The sequence below is a fragment of the Methylobacterium sp. HJ2 genome (genome assembly GCF_056431005.1).
Window position 1 is genome coordinate 120149 of record NZ_JBWJYM010000006.1, and the last position, 15376, is coordinate 135524.

At 73.2% G+C, this 15376-nt stretch carries 17 protein-coding genes; 9 read left to right on the forward strand and 8 right to left on the reverse strand.

Annotated features, from left to right (window positions below):
• The first annotated feature begins 25 nt into the window (after positions 1-25).
• Positions 26-2086 carry a DNA mismatch repair endonuclease MutL gene (gene mutL, locus ACS5RC_RS15990; protein ID WP_478344875.1) on the forward strand — a complete coding sequence of 687 codons (2061 nt, stop codon included), beginning with the start codon at positions 26-28 and terminating at the stop codon, positions 2084-2086.
• A 478-nt stretch (positions 2087-2564) separates the two neighbouring features.
• A complete protein-coding gene (locus ACS5RC_RS15995; protein WP_478344876.1) occupies positions 2565-2993 on the forward strand; it encodes a helix-turn-helix domain-containing protein in 429 nt (142 codons plus the stop codon).
• A 54-nt stretch (positions 2994-3047) separates the two neighbouring features.
• Here the strand turns inward: ACS5RC_RS15995 and ACS5RC_RS16000 are convergent, their stop codons facing one another.
• The 4 genes from ACS5RC_RS16000 to ACS5RC_RS16015 all read right to left on the reverse strand — a co-directional run bounded on the left by ACS5RC_RS16000 (position 3048) and on the right by ACS5RC_RS16015 (position 6087).
• Positions 3048-4049, reverse strand: coding sequence for an inorganic phosphate transporter (locus ACS5RC_RS16000; protein ID WP_478344877.1), 1002 nt, complete (start codon positions 4047-4049; stop codon positions 3048-3050).
• Positions 4050-4086: 37 nt separating this feature from the next.
• Positions 4087-4731, reverse strand: coding sequence for a DUF47 domain-containing protein (locus ACS5RC_RS16005; protein ID WP_478344878.1), 645 nt, complete (start codon positions 4729-4731; stop codon positions 4087-4089).
• Positions 4732-4835: 104 nt separating this feature from the next.
• The gene (locus tag ACS5RC_RS16010) at positions 4836-5540 is read right to left on the reverse strand and encodes an SDR family NAD(P)-dependent oxidoreductase (RefSeq protein WP_478344879.1); all 705 of its coding nucleotides are present in this window, start codon (positions 5538-5540) and stop codon (positions 4836-4838) included.
• Positions 5541-5625: 85 nt separating this feature from the next.
• Entirely contained in the window at positions 5626-6087 is a 462-nt protein-coding gene (locus ACS5RC_RS16015; protein ID WP_478344880.1) for a nucleoside deaminase, read from the reverse strand.
• A 159-nt stretch (positions 6088-6246) separates the two neighbouring features.
• On the opposite strand from ACS5RC_RS16015, the gene ACS5RC_RS16020 reads away from it, so the two are divergent.
• The 5 genes from ACS5RC_RS16020 (at position 6247) to rsmD (ending at position 10339) form a co-directional block, all read left to right on the forward strand.
• Positions 6247-6441 (forward strand): CsbD family protein, encoded by a 195-nt coding sequence (locus tag ACS5RC_RS16020; protein WP_478344881.1) that lies wholly within the window; start codon positions 6247-6249, stop codon positions 6439-6441.
• 114 nt (positions 6442-6555) lie between these two features.
• On the forward strand, positions 6556-6732 hold the full coding sequence (locus ACS5RC_RS16025) for a DUF1328 domain-containing protein (protein WP_478344882.1): 177 nt from the start codon (positions 6556-6558) through the stop codon (positions 6730-6732).
• 131 nt (positions 6733-6863) lie between these two features.
• Positions 6864-7487, forward strand: coding sequence for a LysE family translocator (locus ACS5RC_RS16030; RefSeq protein WP_478344883.1), 624 nt, complete (start codon positions 6864-6866; stop codon positions 7485-7487).
• Positions 7488-7538: 51 nt separating this feature from the next.
• Positions 7539-9782 (forward strand): pseudouridine synthase, encoded by a 2244-nt coding sequence (locus ACS5RC_RS16035; RefSeq protein ID WP_478344884.1) that lies wholly within the window; start codon positions 7539-7541, stop codon positions 9780-9782.
• Entirely contained in the window at positions 9779-10339 is a 561-nt protein-coding gene (rsmD, locus tag ACS5RC_RS16040) for a 16S rRNA (guanine(966)-N(2))-methyltransferase RsmD (RefSeq protein ID WP_478344885.1), read from the forward strand. Before ACS5RC_RS16035 ends, rsmD begins: the two co-directional genes overlap by 4 nt.
• Positions 10340-10381: 42 nt before the next feature.
• On the opposite strand, the gene ACS5RC_RS16045 is transcribed toward rsmD, so the two are convergent.
• The 3 genes from ACS5RC_RS16045 to ACS5RC_RS16055 form a co-directional block, all read right to left on the reverse strand.
• On the reverse strand, positions 10382-11269 hold the full coding sequence (locus ACS5RC_RS16045) for a cation diffusion facilitator family transporter (RefSeq protein ID WP_478344886.1): 888 nt from the start codon (positions 11267-11269) through the stop codon (positions 10382-10384).
• A gap of 70 nt (positions 11270-11339) precedes the next feature.
• Positions 11340-11570 (reverse strand): hypothetical protein, encoded by a 231-nt coding sequence (locus ACS5RC_RS16050; RefSeq protein WP_478344887.1) that lies wholly within the window; start codon positions 11568-11570, stop codon positions 11340-11342.
• 11 nt (positions 11571-11581) lie between these two features.
• Complete coding sequence (locus tag ACS5RC_RS16055) at positions 11582-11830, reverse strand: hypothetical protein (protein WP_478344888.1); 249 nt, start codon at positions 11828-11830, stop codon at positions 11582-11584.
• Positions 11831-11969: 139 nt separating this feature from the next.
• Between ACS5RC_RS16055 and queA the strand changes: the two genes are divergently transcribed.
• Both queA and tgt read left to right on the forward strand, forming a co-directional pair.
• Entirely contained in the window at positions 11970-13073 is a 1104-nt protein-coding gene (gene queA, locus ACS5RC_RS16060) for a tRNA preQ1(34) S-adenosylmethionine ribosyltransferase-isomerase QueA (RefSeq protein ID WP_478344889.1), read from the forward strand.
• A complete protein-coding gene (tgt, locus tag ACS5RC_RS16065; RefSeq protein ID WP_478344890.1) occupies positions 13070-14242 on the forward strand; it encodes a tRNA guanosine(34) transglycosylase Tgt in 1173 nt (390 codons plus the stop codon). The genes queA and tgt overlap by 4 nt, the downstream gene beginning before the upstream one ends.
• 14 nt (positions 14243-14256) lie before the next feature.
• On the opposite strand, the gene ACS5RC_RS16070 is transcribed toward tgt, so the two are convergent.
• Positions 14257-15333 (reverse strand): hypothetical protein, encoded by a 1077-nt coding sequence (locus ACS5RC_RS16070; protein WP_478344891.1) that lies wholly within the window; start codon positions 15331-15333, stop codon positions 14257-14259.
• Between the last annotated feature and the right edge of the window lie 43 nt (positions 15334-15376).

A 15376-nucleotide genomic window follows, 5' to 3' on the forward strand; every position in this document is an offset into this window, starting at 1 on the left:
CGGCACCTTGGAGCGGAGCGGGCCGATGCCTATAGTCCCGCCGATCATGTCCACCTCGCGTTCCCCGGTGCGCCGCCTCGATCCCGTCCTCGTCGACCGCATCGCGGCGGGCGAGGTTGTGGAGCGTCCCGCCTCGGCGGTGAAGGAACTCGTCGAGAACGCGATCGACGCGGGCGCCCGGAGCGTCGAGGTGACGATCGAGGGGGGCGGGCGCCGGCTGATCCGCGTGGTCGACGACGGCGCCGGGATGGGGCCGGACGATCTGGCGCTCGCCGTCGAGCGCCACGCCACCTCGAAGCTCCCGGACGGCGACCTCTTCCGCATCGACACGCTGGGCTTCCGCGGCGAGGCGCTGCCCTCGATCGGTGCCGTCTCCCGCCTCGCCATCACCTCGCGCCCCGCCGAGGCCGAGCAGGGCGCGAGCCTCACGGTCGATGCCGGCGCGAAGGGCGAGGTCCGTCCGGCGCCTGCCCAGCGCGGCACGCGCATCGAGGTGACGGAGCTGTTCTCCGCAACCCCGGCCCGGCTGAAATTCCTGAAATCCGATCGGGCCGAGAGCGCCGCGGTCGGCGAGATCCTGCGCCGCCTCGCCGTGGCGCATCCCCGGATCCGCTTCACTCTCCGCAGCGAGAGCGGCACGCCGTTGATCCTTCCCGCGGAGGAGGAGCCGGGTGCCGTTGCCGGCCTGCGCCGCCTCGCGGGCGTGCTCGGCGCCGATTTCGCGCCGAACGCCCTGCCGGTCGAGCTCGTCCGCGAGGGCTTCTCCATCGCCGGACATGTCGGCCTCCCGACCTTCAACCGCGGGGCCGCGAGCCACATCCACCTCACGGTGAACGGCAGGCCCGTGCGCGACCGGCTGCTCCTCGGGGCCGTGAGGGGCGCCTACGCCGACACCCTCGCCTCCGACCGGCACCCGGTGCTCGGCCTGTTCATCGCCTGCGACCCGGCTCTCGTTGACGTCAACGTGCATCCGGCCAAGACGGAGGTGCGCTTCCGCGATCCCGGCCTGGTGCGGGCCCTGGTGGTGAGCGCGATCCACGACGCCCTGCGCCGGGGCGGGGCCCGTACGGCCACGACCGGCGGCGCCCGCGCTTTGGCGGCGCTCCAGGCCTCGAGCGCGCCCGCCACCCTCGCGGACGAGATCTCCCGGGGCGCGGGGGCGGGGAGCGCCTCCGCCTTTCGGCGCTACAGCGGCGCCGTCGCCCCGAGCCTGTTCCGCCCGACGCGCCCGGTCCTGCCGCCCTCCGCCCCCTCCTTCGGCGCGCCCGCGGGGTTCGACGCATCCGCAGGGTTCGGCGCGCCCGCGGGCGATCGGGACGGATCCGCCGGCCACGCGGCGGCGCAGGCCCGTCACGCTTACCCGGGGGGCTTTGCCGAATCCGGGCAGGCTGCGCTCGAGCCGGACGGCGACGCACAGGCCTATGCCCCTCCGCAGGCCGATGCCTTCGCCGGCCCCGCCGTGCCGGAGGCGGCCCTCGACTTCCCCCTCGGTGCGGCGCGGGCGCAACTGCACGATACCTACATCGTCGCCCAGACCCGCGACGGCATCGTCATCGTGGACCAGCACGCGGCCCACGAGCGCTTGGTCTACGAGCGGCTGAAGCGCGAGCGGGAGGCCGGCGGCATCGCCCGGCAGGGGCTGCTGATTCCCGACGTCGTCGAGATGGCCCAGGACGAGGCCGCGCGACTCGTCGCGGCAGCCCCGGAGCTCGACCGGCTCGGCCTCGCGATCGAGGCCTTCGGTCCGGGCGCCGTGCTGGTGCGCGAGGTGCCGGCGGCCCTGCGGGGCGCCTCGGCACGCGAACTCCTGGCGGACATCCTCGATGCGTTGACCGCGAGCGGGCTGGAAGAGGGCGGGGACGCGGCCGCCGAGGGCGGCCCGCTCGGGCGCCGCCTCGACGCGATCCTGTCCCGCATGAGCTGCCACGGCTCGATCCGGGCCGGACGGCGCCTGCGCCCGGAGGAGATGAACGCGCTGCTGCGCGAGATGGAGGCGACGGAGCGGGCCGGCCAGTGCAACCACGGGCGCCCGACCTCCGTGACCCTGGCATTGCACGACATCGAGCGCCTGTTCGGACGGCGCTGAGGCGCCGTGCACCGCCACGACGGAACGCCGCGAGACGGATTGTCGGGGCGCGGCGTCCGGGGCCTGCGACGCCCCCCCCAAAAGTCGAAGACCGCGCAAAAACTAAACTAGGTTATGGATTCTCGGCCTTGCGAGCGATCTGCTGAGCGTGAAAACCGCCGGTCGGACCTCGCGCGGGGGCCCTCGGCCACGCAAGGAGCGGCACGCCTGGCGAGGCTGTGCGGGCGCTCAAGGATCAGGCTCGGGCTGGAACGGGCCGCGCAGCGATTGTCCTGTCGGACCTGCAGCTAGCATACTGGATAAATAACCTCAGATTGGTATTTACAGCCTTGACGAGAGGCATCCTATAGGAAAGAACACTTTCTGTTCACTTTAGGGTGGCATGCCTGATACACTAGCCGCAGCTCCTCGGTCCGGCTGCGCGCCGACCGGCTGCCCTTCGTTCCCAGCCCTCCAGACCCCAGGTCGACCCGCGCCCATGCGACACGTGTCCGAACCCGCCGCGAAGCCGAAGCAGACCACCGAGACCGACCACAGCATCGGCAATCGTATTGCCCTCCTCCGCTCGGCCAGCGGCATGAGCCAGACGATGCTGGCCGAAGCGCTCGGCATCAGCTTCCAGCAGGTCCAGAAATACGAGACCGGCAAGAACCGGATCGGTGCCGGTCGGCTCCGTGCCATCGCGGACCGCTTGGGCGTTCCGGTCTCCGTCTTCTTCGCCGACGAGGCCGAACTAGAGCAGCAGGATCGCGGCGGGCTCGGCGTCTTGCAGGAGAGCGGCGCGATCGCCCTGCTCCAGGCCTACGAGGCGATCCAGGACGAGGAGATGCGCCGCGAGGTGCTCACCCTCGTGAAATCCGCGGCGCGGATCGGGCAGCGGACCGCCCTGCCGGGCAGCCCGCGATGAGAACCCGCCCGGTCCCGACGGGCCGGGCGCGGTGACGGGGCCCGGCCGCCCTCCTCAGCCCGCGAGACCGGCGAGGACGTAGGTTCCGGCGGCGATCGCGGCGGCGGCGGGCATCGTCAGCACCCAGGCGACCACGATGTTGCCGGCCACGCCCCAGCGGACCGCCGAGGTCCGGCGCGCGGCTCCGACCCCGACGATCGCCCCGGTGATGGTGTGGGTGGTGGAGACGGGTATTCCCAGGAAGGTGGCGGCGAACAGCGTCAGCGCGCCCCCGGTCTCGGCGCAGAAGCCCTGCATCGGGTTGAGGCGGGTGATGCGCGAGCCCATCGTGTGCACGATCCGCCAGCCGCCGAGCAGGGTCCCCAGCGCCATCGCGGCCTGGCAGGACAGCACGACCCAGAGCGGCACGTGGAACTCGGGGCCGGTCAATCCCTGCGTGTAGAGCAGCACCGCGATGATCCCCATGGTCTTCTGCGCGTCGTTCCCGCCATGGCCGAGGGAGTAGAGCGAGGCGGACCCGAACTGCAGCACCCGGAAGACGCGGTCGACCCCGAAGGGCGTCGCCCGCACGAAGCCCCAGGACACGATCAGCACGAGGACGAGCGCGAGCAGGAAGCCGACGAGGGGAGAGAGAACGATCGCCGCGATCGTCTTGCCGAGCCCGCCCCAGACCACCGCGTGCAGACCCGCCTTGGTGGCCCCGGCGCCCACGAGGCCGCCGACGAGGGCGTGCGACGAGCTCGACGGGATCCCGAGCACCCAGGTCGCGACGTTCCAGGCGATCGCGCCGATCAGGGCGGCGAAGATCACCCGCGCATCGACGATGCTGGCATCGACGATGCCGGTGCCGAGGGTCTGGGCCACGTGAAGGCCGAAGAACAGGAACGCGATGAAGTTGAAGAAGGCCGCCCAGAGCACCGCGTAGCGCGGGCGCAGGACGCGGGTCGAGACGATGGTGGCGATGGAGTTGGCCGCGTCGTGCAGCCCGTTCAGGAAATCGAAGACCAGCGCGACCGCAACGAGGCCCACGAGATAGGGTAGGGCGAGGACCGTCATGCGCGGGCCCGCCCGGGCGAATCGGAGGGGAGCGCCATCAGACGTTCTCGATCACGATGCCGTTGATCTCGTTGGCCACGTCCTCGAAGCGATCCACCACGCTCTCGAGGCTGCTGTAGATCTCGCGGCCGATGAGGTAGCGCATCGGCTCCGTGTGCCCGTGCGCCTGGTAGAGCGCCTTGACGCCCTCGTCGTGGAGATCGTCCGACCGGCTCTCGACGCGGGTGACCTGCTCGGTGAGCGTTCCGAGCCGCGCCGCGTGGGTTCCGATGGCGTTGAGCAGCGGTACCGCCTCGGCGGTGAGCCGGGCCGCCTCCACGACGGTGTCGCCCATCGCCCGCATCAGCGGATCGAAGCTGCGCAGCTCATAGAGTTCGATCAGTTTCACCGTCTTCTGCATCTGGTCGATGGCATCGTCCATCGACTGGATCAGGTCCTTGATGTCGCCCCGGTCGAACGGGGTGATGAAGCTGCGCCGGACGGCCGCCAACACCTCGGCGGTGATGCGGTCGGCCTCGTGCTCGCGCTCCATGATGGTGCGCCCGTGCTCCGGCACCGCCTCCCCGCCCTGGAGCAGGGCCTGGAGCGCCTCCGCCCCCGCGACGAGGGTCGCCGCATGGCGGGCGAACAGGTCGAAGAAGCGGTCCTCCCGCGGCATCAGGGCCCGGAACCAGTGCAGCATCCTCGTCGACCTCGCCCACAAGACCCGCGACTGCCGAAGCCCGGGATGTCCGTCACGCAACCGTCACATAACGCACGCGCCGCGTTTCTGGATCATCCGCAGATTCAGAACGTCTCCAGCCAGGGTCGCAGATCGATCTCGGAGGTCCAGGCGCTGCGGTCCTGCGCCAGGAGAGCCCGGTAGGCGCGGGCAATGGCCTCCGGATCGAGGTGGCTGTCGGGGGCGTCCGGCGCCTCGCCGGCGCGGGCGGGATTCCGGATCGCGCCGTCGATCACGACATGGGCGACGTGGATGCCCCGGGGCTGCAATTCGCGGGCGAGGCTCTGGCTCAGGCCGCGCAGGGCGAACTTGCCCATGGCGAAGGGGCTCGATCCGGCGAAGCCCTTGAGGCTCGCCGAGGCGCCGGTGAACAGGATCGCCCCGTGGCCGGCCGGCAGCATACGGCGCGCCGCCGCCTGGGCCACCAGGAACCCGCCGAAGGCCGAGACGCGCAACGCGTCGGCGACCGCGGCGGGATCCAGGTCGCAGACCGGTCCGCGCAGGCGCCCGCTCGCGTTGTAGACCACCACGTCCGGAGCGCCGCCGAGGCCAGCCTCCATCGCGGAGAACAGCGCCTCGACGTCTGCCGGGTCGCCCGCATCGCAGGCGTGGAGCGCGGCACCCGTCTCCCGCGCGAGATCGGCGAGCTTGGCCGTGTTCCGCGCCGCGAGCCCGATCCTCAGGCCGTCGGCGGCGAGTTGGCGGGCGAGGGCGGCGCTGAGGCCGGGGCCCGCCCCGACGATGAGGGCACGACGATAGGTGGGAATCATGGGCGGGTGCCTCCCGGACGCGTGGGATCCCCGTCAGGTGACGCGGCGACGGCGATTGTCGAGCGCAGACCCCCTCCGCGCCCCCTCAGTCTCGCCGTCGGGAGAAGAAGGCGCGCAGGATGTCGGCCGCCTCGCGCTCGCGAAATCCCCCGTAGACCTCCGGTGCGTGGTGGCAGGTCGGCTGGCTGAAGACGCGGGCCCCGTGCTCGACCCCGCCCCCCTTCGGGTCGGAGGCGCCGAAATACAGGCGGCGGATGCGCGCGAAGCCGATCGCGCCCGCGCACATCGGGCACGGCTCCAGCGTCACGTAGAGGTCGCAGCCCGGCAGGCGCTCGTCCCCGAGGGCCGCGCAGGCGTCCCGGATCGCCAGGATCTCCGCATGGGCGGTCGGGTCGTGGAGCGCGCGGGGGCGGTTATGCGCGACGGCGAGCACCGTGCCGTCGCGCACGACCACGGCGCCGACCGGCACCTCGCCCGCATCCGCCGCCCGGCGGGCCGCCGCGAAGGCGAGATCGAACGGATCGCCGCCGGGGATCGGTTTCGTCACCGCGACGTTCCTTGGCACGGGCAGGCACGAGCTTGGCCGCGAGCAGCGGCACGGCACGGCGGCAAGAGGGGCAATGTTAATCGATGGAACATTCCGCCTCGCGCCGCCGTTCTTCTGCCGACGCGGCGCAGGCCGCACAGAGACACTGAGGAGACAGCCATGAGCAGCACCGGCGACAAGATCAAGGGCGCGGTCAACGAGGCCGTCGGCAATGCCAAGCAGGGCATCGGCAACATGACCGACAACGAGAAGATGAAGGCCGAGGGTAAGGCCCAGGAGACCAAGGGCGAGGCCCAGCGCGGCGTCGGCAACGCCAAGCAGGCGGTCAACGACACCGTCGGCACCAAGCTCTGAGAATTCGGGCCCGGGTCGATCCCGGGCCCACACCGCCGCGGCGGAGTTGGCCGGCGCCCATCATGCGCCGGTGCGCCGGGCACCCTCGCATCCCCTGTTTTCCGGAGGTTTCCCATGATCGGCTGGGCCGTCACCTTCCTCGTCGTCGCGCTGGTCGCGGCGCTCCTCGGGTTCGGCGGGATCGCCGGTACCGCGATGGAAGCTGCCAAGATCGTCTTCTTCGTCGCGATCGCCCTGTTCCTCATCTCGGCCGTGTTCGGCGTGATGCGGGGCCGCGCGCCGAGAGTGTAGGCGAGGCGGCCGGGTTTCCGGCCGACACCTTCGGCACGAACTGTTCTGCGTAGCGCGAGGCGGCCCCCTGGGCCGCCTCGTCGCGTTTGGGGACCGGTGCATCGCGCGGCCGTCCGGGTTAGGAACCGGGCATGACCTTCGAGACGTGGTGCCTGTTCCTCGGCGCGGTGTTCCTTCTCAGCGCGACGCCCGGCCCCAACATGCTGCACGTTCTGACGCGCAGCCTGCACTTCGGCCTGCGCGCCAGCCTGTTCGCGATGGCAGGCTGCCTGTCGGCGGTGATCCTCGTGCTGCTCGCCGCGAGCCTGGGGCTCAGCGCCGTGCTCGCGGCCTCGCCCGGCCTGTTCGAGGCTCTGCGCTATGCGGGCGTCGCCTATCTGGTCTGGCTCGGAATTCGCGCGTGGCGCGGCGGCGACGCCGGGATCGACCCGGAGACCGGGCTCGCGCGCAGGCCCACGCCCGCCGGGCTCTTTGGCGGCGGCCTGCTGATCGGCCTCAGCAATCCGAAGCTCCTGCTCTTCACAGCGGCCTTCCTGCCGCAATTCATCGATCCCGCGCGGTCGCAAGGACCGCAATTCGCGGTGCTGATCGCCACCTTCGCGGCGGCGGAGGCGTTCTGGTACGCGGTCTACGGACTGGGCGGCCGACGGCTGGCCCGCACGCTGACGCGGCCGGGGGCGCAGCGCCTCCTCGACCGGGCGACCGGTACGATCTTCCTCGGCTTCGGCGCGGCGCTCCTCGGCACGCGGCCCTGACCGCGCCAGACGCCTCGCGTGGCGGGATCGGCTCTGTTATGGGCTTGGCCCATGAGCGACATTCCGAGCAATGATGGCCCGACCGGCCGGGCTTCCGGGCCGGCCGAGCCCTGGACACCCTCCACCGACGCCAATACCGAGCGGCCGACCGAGCCGCGCGGCGGGGCCAAGGCCGCCAAGCGCACGACCGGCCGCGAGCGGCGCGCCGCGTCGGGCGAGGCGCCCCTGCGCCGGCGCAAGGCACCGGCGGCCGGGACGGAGGGTGGTCTCGAGACCGAGGCGGCCGAACCGGCAGAGGCCGAGCCCGCGAAGGCCAAGCCTGTGAGGGCCAAAGCGAAGGCGAAACCCGCGGCGGCAGAGCCTGTCGGCGTGGAGCCTGAGGCCGGCGAGCCTGCGGAGGCCAAGCCCGCTCCGACGGAGTCCATCGACTCCGTCCCTGTGCAGGCCGACCCCGTGGCGGCCTCTCAGGAGGCGACCTCCGCGGACGCCCGTCCGGCCCCGTTCGCGCCCGAGCCCGCAGCCCGGGACGAGCCCGCACCAACGCCGGACGGCGAGCGGATCGCCAAGGCGATCGCCCGGGCCGGGATCGCCTCGCGGCGCGACGCGGAGGCGCTGATCGCCGAGGGTCGTGTCACCCTCAACGGGACGGTGCTCGACTCCCCCGCGATCAACGTGACGGATGCCGATCGCATCACGGTAGACGGCGAGCCGCTGCCGACGCGCGAGCGCACCCGGCTCTGGGTCTTCCACAAGCCGCGGGGCCTCGTGACCACGGCGCGCGATCCCGAAGGGCGCCCGACCGTGTTCGAGGCCCTGCCCGAGGATCTGCCGCGCGTGGTGGCGATCGGCCGGCTCGACATCAACACCGAGGGCCTGCTGCTGCTCACCAACGACGGCGGCCTGGCCAAGGTGATCGCCCACCCGGATACCGGCTGGCTGCGCCGCTACCGGGTCCGGGCGCACGGCGACACCGATCAGGCTCAGCTCGACCGCCTGCGCAAGGGCGTGACCATCGACGGCATGGAGTACGGACCGATCGAGGCGACCCTCGACCGTGTGCAGGGCGACAACCTCTGGCTGACGCTCGGGCTGCGCGAGGGGAAGAACCGCGAGGTCAAGCGCATCCTCGAGCATCTCGGTCTCTCGGTGAACCGACTGATCCGGCTCTCCTTCGGTCCGTTCCAGCTCGGCGACCTCGAATCGGGCCTCGTCGAGGAGATCCGCACCAAGGTGCTGAAGGAGCAGCTCGGCAAGTCGCTGGCCGAGCAGGCGGGCGTCGATTTCGAGAGCCCGGTGCGCGAGCCGATCGCGCCGTTCGGCTCGCCCAAGAAGGCGGAGGCTCAGGCCTCGGGCGAGTCCCGCACCGAGCGGAGCAGGCCGGCGCGGGACGGCGCGCGCGAGGGCGGACGAGGCCCCTCCCGCGCGGGCGGTCCGGCACGGCCGGCCGCCCCCGCGCGGGTCCCGACCGGCGGGATGGGCGCGGGTCCCCGCCGCTCGGTCTGGCGGGCGGAGGATGCCGAGCCGCCGCGCCACGGCCGCCCACCGCCGCGCCGCGGCGCGGATCCGAAGATCGAGCGCGAGGCTGCAGCCGCCCGCGGCCGCGAGCGCGTCGGCGCCATTCGCACCGGTGAGCGCCGGGTGGTCGTCGAGCGGCTGGCACCGAGCCCGGCCGAGCCGGCGCCCGAGGCGCCCAAGCCGCGCGGCCGCTACGCCCGGGGCGGGGAGGGCACGCCGTCCCGCGCCGATGCCCGGCCGCGCCGTGATTCGGGCGACGGCTTCGGTGCCGCGCGCGCGACCGAGCGGCAGCGCCCCGCCCGCGGGCCGCGCGACGAGACGCGGCAAGAGCGCGGCGAGCGTCCTGACCGGCGGGAGCGCCCGGAGCGCGGGGCGCGTTCGGGCGGGCGTGATTTCGGCGACGGGGCGGGCAGCGCGGCCAAGCCGGGCGGCAAGCCCTTCGGCGGCAAGCCCTTCGGCGACCGGCCTGCCGGAGGCAGATCCTTCGGGGCGAAGCCGTTCGGCGCCAAGCCCGGCGGTCGCCGCGACGGCGAGCGGTCGGAGGGCGGCGGCCGTGACGCTCGGCCGGCGGGCAGGGGCGGCTTCAAGGCCGGCGCGGCGTCCGAGTCCAAGGGCGGGGCCGGCGGCCGGCCGGGCGGGCGCGGCGACGGGCCTCCGGCCCGCTCCGGCGGACGCCCGGGCGGATTCAAGGGCGGCGCACCTGGTGGCGGCAAGCCCGGAGGCAGATCCGGTGGCAGGCCCGGCGGTGGCGGCCGGCCGGGCGGGCGCGGGCCGAGGTGAGGATCGTCGGGGGCGACTGGCGCGGCCGACGCCTCGGCACGCCCCGCAGCGACGCGATCCGGCCGACCTCGGACCGGCTGCGCGAGGCGCTGTTCAACGTTCTCGCCCACGCCTACGACGATCCGGTGCCCGGCGCGCGGGTGCTTGACCTGTTCGCCGGCACGGGGGCGCTGAGCTTCGAGGCCCTGTCACGGGGAGCAGCCTACGCCCTGCTCGTCGACGAGGGCGCCGAGGCGCGCGCGGTGATCCGGGCGAATATCGAGGCGTTCGGGGCGGAGGGCACCACCCGCCTGTTCCGGCGCGACGCCACCCGGCTCGGGCCCGTCGGTCCCGGCGCACCCTACGGGCTGGTCTTCTGCGATCCCCCCTACGGACGCGACCTCGCCCCGGCGGCGCTCGCCAGCGCGGCGGCGGGCGGCTGGTTGGCCACCGGCGCCCTGGTGGTCGTCGAGGAAGCAGAGAGCGCCGGCTTCAGCCCGCCTGCCGGCTTCGTCGAACTGGAGCGGCGCAGCTACGGCGAGACAGCCGTGACCTTGGCGCGGTTCGGCCCCGGCTAGCCGCGGGCGCCGCGCGGGCTTTGGCGCCGGCCGGAGCGGTTTTCAGATTACCGGCAGACCACGGCCCTTGGCCTCCTCGCCCGGCTCCACGTGGATCGTCACCACGGCGCCCGGGATATCGCTCTCGAGCGCCGATTCGAGCCGGTCGCAGATCGCGTGCGATTCGCGCACCGTCATCTCGCCCGGCACAACGAGGTGGAAGTCGATGAAGGTGGCTTGGCCCGCCGAGCGGGTGCGCACGTCATGGGCCTCCAGCGCACCGGCCCCGTGCCGGGAGATCAGGGTGCGGATCTGCCCGACCATCTCGCCCGGCGCCGCGCGGTCCATCAACCCGTCGACCGATTCGCGCACCATGCGCCAGCCGGACCACAGGATGTTCAGGGCGACGAGGCCGGCCACCACCGGGTCGAGCACCGGGTAGCCGGTGACCAGGACAGCTCCTACGCCGACGAGGACGCCGGCCGAGGTGAACACGTCCGCGAAGACGTGGCGCGCGTCCGCGATCAGCGCGGGCGAGCGCCACGCCCGGCCCCAGCGCATGAGCGCGACGGCCCAGACCGCGTTCACCACCGTGGCGAGGGCGTTGACGGCGAGACCGAGGGCCGGCGCGTCGAGGCCCTTGGGTGCCAGGATCCCGAGATAGGCCTCGCGCAGGATCAGCAGGGCGGCGATCACGATCAGCACGCCCTCGATCACCGCGGAGAAGAACTCCGCCTTGTGGTGGCCGTAGGGATGGTCCTCGTCGGCCGGCCGGCCGGCGACCCGCAGGGCCACGAAGGCCCCCATCGCGGCCACCACGTTGATGATGCTCTCCAGCGCGTCCGAGTAGAGCGCGAGGCTGCCGGTGAGCGCGAAGGCGAAGAATTTCAGCCCCGTGACGGCGAGCCCGACCCCGGCGCTGGCCAGCGCGGCCTTCTGCGTGCGGTCCATGTCTCTCGTGCCCCGTCGATCTGTCCGGGGCGCTTACGGGAGCGGGCGGCACAAGGCCACGGCAAAGGTCTTAGCCGAGGCTATCGTCCGACCCCGCTGGGACGCCCCGATCCGCCTCGCGCTGACGGCTGCGTGCGGCCTTGGCGCGGGCCTCCACGGCCTTGCGGACGAGGCGTCGCCGCTGCCAGCCGAAACGTGCCGCGGCGGCGAGGGCCTCGAGGCGGGCGGCCTCGCGGTCCCAATAGGTCACGAGTTGGCCGTCCAGCGTCACCCGGACCGGCCGGCTGTAGGGCGTCGCCATCGCGGCGGCCCTCAGGACCGGGGCGCGGACGGCTCGCCCGTCTCGGCGACCAGGAGCGCGTCGGGATCGCCCCGAAAGCTGCCCGCGCCCGCATCGGGCACCGGCGAGGCCGGCGTACCGAAGGGCTCGCTCGGGAAGGCCTGCAGGAACTTCGCCCGTGCCTCGTCCGCGTCGGCGGCCTTGAGAATCCGCTCGGGCTCGCCCGGTACCGGCCAGCGGGGATCGGCGGGATCGCGGGGACGCAACGCGTACCAGGGCATGGAGGGCTCCGAAGGCGATTCGCAAGGCGATGCGGCGGCCAAGCGTGAACCGGAGCGCGCGCCCGTCGGTTCCGCGGTGCGCGGGTGCCGGGCACCTTGCAAATTGATTCGCGCGGCCAATCCGTGCAGGTGGCGGGCGATGCGTGTGGACCTGTTCGATTTCGAGCTGCCAGAGGGCAGCATCGCGCTGCGCCCGGCCGAGCCCCGCGGCTCCGGCCGTCTGCTCGCGGTGCGCCCGGGCGAGCCCCTGGCGGATCACAGGGTGGCCGACCTGCCGGGGCTGCTTCGACCGGGCGACGCCGTCGTCTTCAACGACACCCGGGTGATCCCGGCCCGCCTGCACGGGCTGCGCCTGCGTCCCGGCGCGCCGGGCCAGCGGGTGGAGGCGATGCTGCATCTCCGGGAGTCGCCCGAACGCTGGCGCGCCTTCGCCCGGCCGGGCAAGCGCATCGCAATGGGCGACCGGATCCGCTTCGGCACCGCCGCCGAGGGGAGCGCCTGCGACCTCGACCGGCTCGACGCCACCGTGACCGCCAAGGGGGAGGGCGGCGAGATCGTGCTGGCCTTCGACCTCGCCGGGCCCGACCTCGACGCGCGCATCGCCGCCCTCGGCTCGCTGCCGCTGCCGCCCTACATCGCCGGCAAGCGCCCGGTCGACGCGCAGGACGCCGCCGACTACCAGACGATCTACGCCGACGAACCCGGCGCCGTCGCCGCCCCGACGGCGGGTCTGCACGTGACGCAGGACCTTCTCGACGCCCTCGACGCCCGCGGGATCGGCCGTCACCGCGTCACGCTGCATGTCGGGGCCGGCACCTTCCTGCCCGTCAAGGCAGAGGACACGCGCGACCACCACATGCACGCCGAGATCGGGCGCCTCGAGCCCGCGACGGCCGAGGCCCTGAACGCGGCGCGGGAGGCGGGCGGGCGGATCGTGGCGGTGGGCACCACGGCGCTGCGGCTCCTGGAAAGCGCCGCGGACGCGGACGGGCGACTCCATCCCTTCGCCGGTCCGACCGAGATCTTCATCACGCCAGGCTACCGCTTCCGGGCGGTGGACGCCCTGATGACGAACTTCCACCTGCCGCGTTCGACCCTGTTCATGCTGGTGGCGGCCTTCTCCGGGCTCGACACCATGCGGGCGGCCTACGCCCACGCCATCGCGTCGGGCTACCGCTTCTACTCCTACGGCGATTCCAGCCTGCTGTTCCGGGCCGAGCCGCACGGACACGAGACCCGATGACAGCCTCAGCCGACATCCCAGCCGCAGGGCCCACCGCCGATTTTGGGTTCCGCGTCCACGCCACGGACGGGCAGGCCCGCACCGGCGCGATCAGCCTGCCGCGCGGCGTGATCCGCACGCCAGCCTTCATGCCGGTCGGCACCGCCGGCACGGTCAAGGCGATGTACGCGAGCCAGGTGCGCGACCTCGGCGCCGACGTGGTGCTCGGCAACACCTACCACCTGATGCTGCGCCCCGGCGCCGAGCGCATGGCCCGGCTCGGCGGGCTCCACCGCTTCATGGGCTGGGACGGGCCGATCCTCACCGATTCCGGCGGCTTCCAGGTGATGTCGCTCTCCGCGCTGCGGAAACTGGACGAGGACGGCGTCACCTTCCGCTCGCATATCGACGGCACGGCCCACCGGATGAGCCCGGAGCGCTCCATCGAGATCCAGGGCCTGCTCGGCTCCGACATCCAGATGCAGCTCGACGAGTGCGTGCGCCTGCCGGCCGAGCCGGAGGCGATCGACAAGGCCATGCGCCTGTCTCTGCGCTGGGCCGAGCGCTGCCGTGTCGCTTTCGGCGAGCAGCCCGGCAAGGCGATGTTCGGCATCGTGCAGGGCGGCGATGTGCCCGGCCTCCGGATCGAGAGCGCGCGGGCGCTGGCCGACCTCGATCTCAAGGGCTACGCCATCGGCGGCCTCGCGGTGGGCGAGCCGCAGGCCGTGATGCTCGCCATGATCGAGACGGTGGAGCCGCACCTGCCGGCCGCCAAGCCGCGCTACCTGATGGGCGTCGGCACGCCCGACGACCTGCTGCGCTCGGTCGAGCGGGGCGTGGACATGTTCGACTGCGTGATGCCGACGCGGGCCGGCCGCCACGGCCTCGCCTATACCCGCCACGGCCGGGTCAACCTGCGCAACGCCCGCCACGCCGAGGACACGCGGCCCCTCGACGAGGCCTCCGCTTGCCCGGCGGCGCGCGACTATTCCCGCGCCTACCTGCACCACCTCGTCCGCTCCGACGAGATCCTCGGCATGATGCTGCTGACCTGGAACAACCTCGCCTATTACCAGGACCTGATGGCCGGCATGCGCGCGGCGATCCGCGACGGACGCCTCGCCGACTTCGCCGGGGAGACGCGGGAGGGCTGGGCCCGGGCCGAGGCGGCGCAGAAGGCCGCCGGCTGAGATTCACGATCCGCTCAAGGGCGGGCGAGCACGCGGTAGAACCCGTCCGGCGCGTCGGCGCCGGTCTCGGCCGCCGCCTTGAGCCCGGCGACGATGCGCCCGGCTATGGGCAACCGGTAGTGCAGGGCGTCCCAGTAATTCGCATCCTGCGTGGTGACCGGCGAGGGGATGCGGAAATCGACGGCGAGCGCCCCCCGTCGGGCGGCGATGGCGGCGACGCGGTCCTTGCAGGCCGCCTCGCGCCGCCCCTGCGGCGTGCCGGGCCGCCCCTGCGCGGCGGCGTGGACCGGCATGAAGGCGACGATCCGACGGGTCTCGGAGGGAAGGGCTTCGAGCAGGGCGTCGAGGCGATCGAGAGCCGGCATCGCATCCGGTTCGCCCGGCCCCGCCCCGGCCTCGGCCCCAGTCGCCTCCGTCGAGGTGCCGGCCCGGATATGCGCGCGGGCCCGCTCCAGGTCGTAGGTGGCCTCGGGCGGCGTGAACACCGCGTAGCCGTCGCCGCGGATGCGTGCGGGCGCGAGGCGGAGCGCGTGCAGCATCACCCGTCCGGCGATCATCAGGCCCTGCCAGTTCACCTGCCGGAGGGCCGCCCAGTGCGTGCCGGGCGCGTAGAGCCAGTCGGGGAAGGGATGCTCGGTGCGTGTCCGTGGCGCGGCGGCGCACCAGGTGGCGTCGAGGCCGAGCAGCAGCGCGCGAGGTTGGGTATGCCGGAGGAACAGCCCGGCGAGGCTCATCTGCTCGTCCGGTGTCGCCGCGTTGATCGCGAGGTTGGCGAAATGCGCGCCGAAGGCTTGGTCGAGCGCCTGCGGATCGAGGAGCCGCGCCGTCGATGTGCCGAACACGGCCGCGTCGTAGGCGCCGCTCCGGGCGATCTGCGGGTACATGAAGCGCTGGTTGCGATCGAGGATCGTCGGCGCCCGTCCGGGCCGGACCCGCAGGCCGTAGGGATCCATCAGCCCCACGAAGGCGATCGCGCCGAGGCCGAGGACGAGCCCCGCGAGACCGAAGGCGAGACCGAAGCCGCGCCATGCCGCCGATCCCGCGGGATCGCGGGTCGGCCGGGGCGTTGCGGGAGCGGGAGGCGGCGTCATCGGCGCCGGCTCCCACACGAGCGTGGCGGCGGCAGGGCAGAAT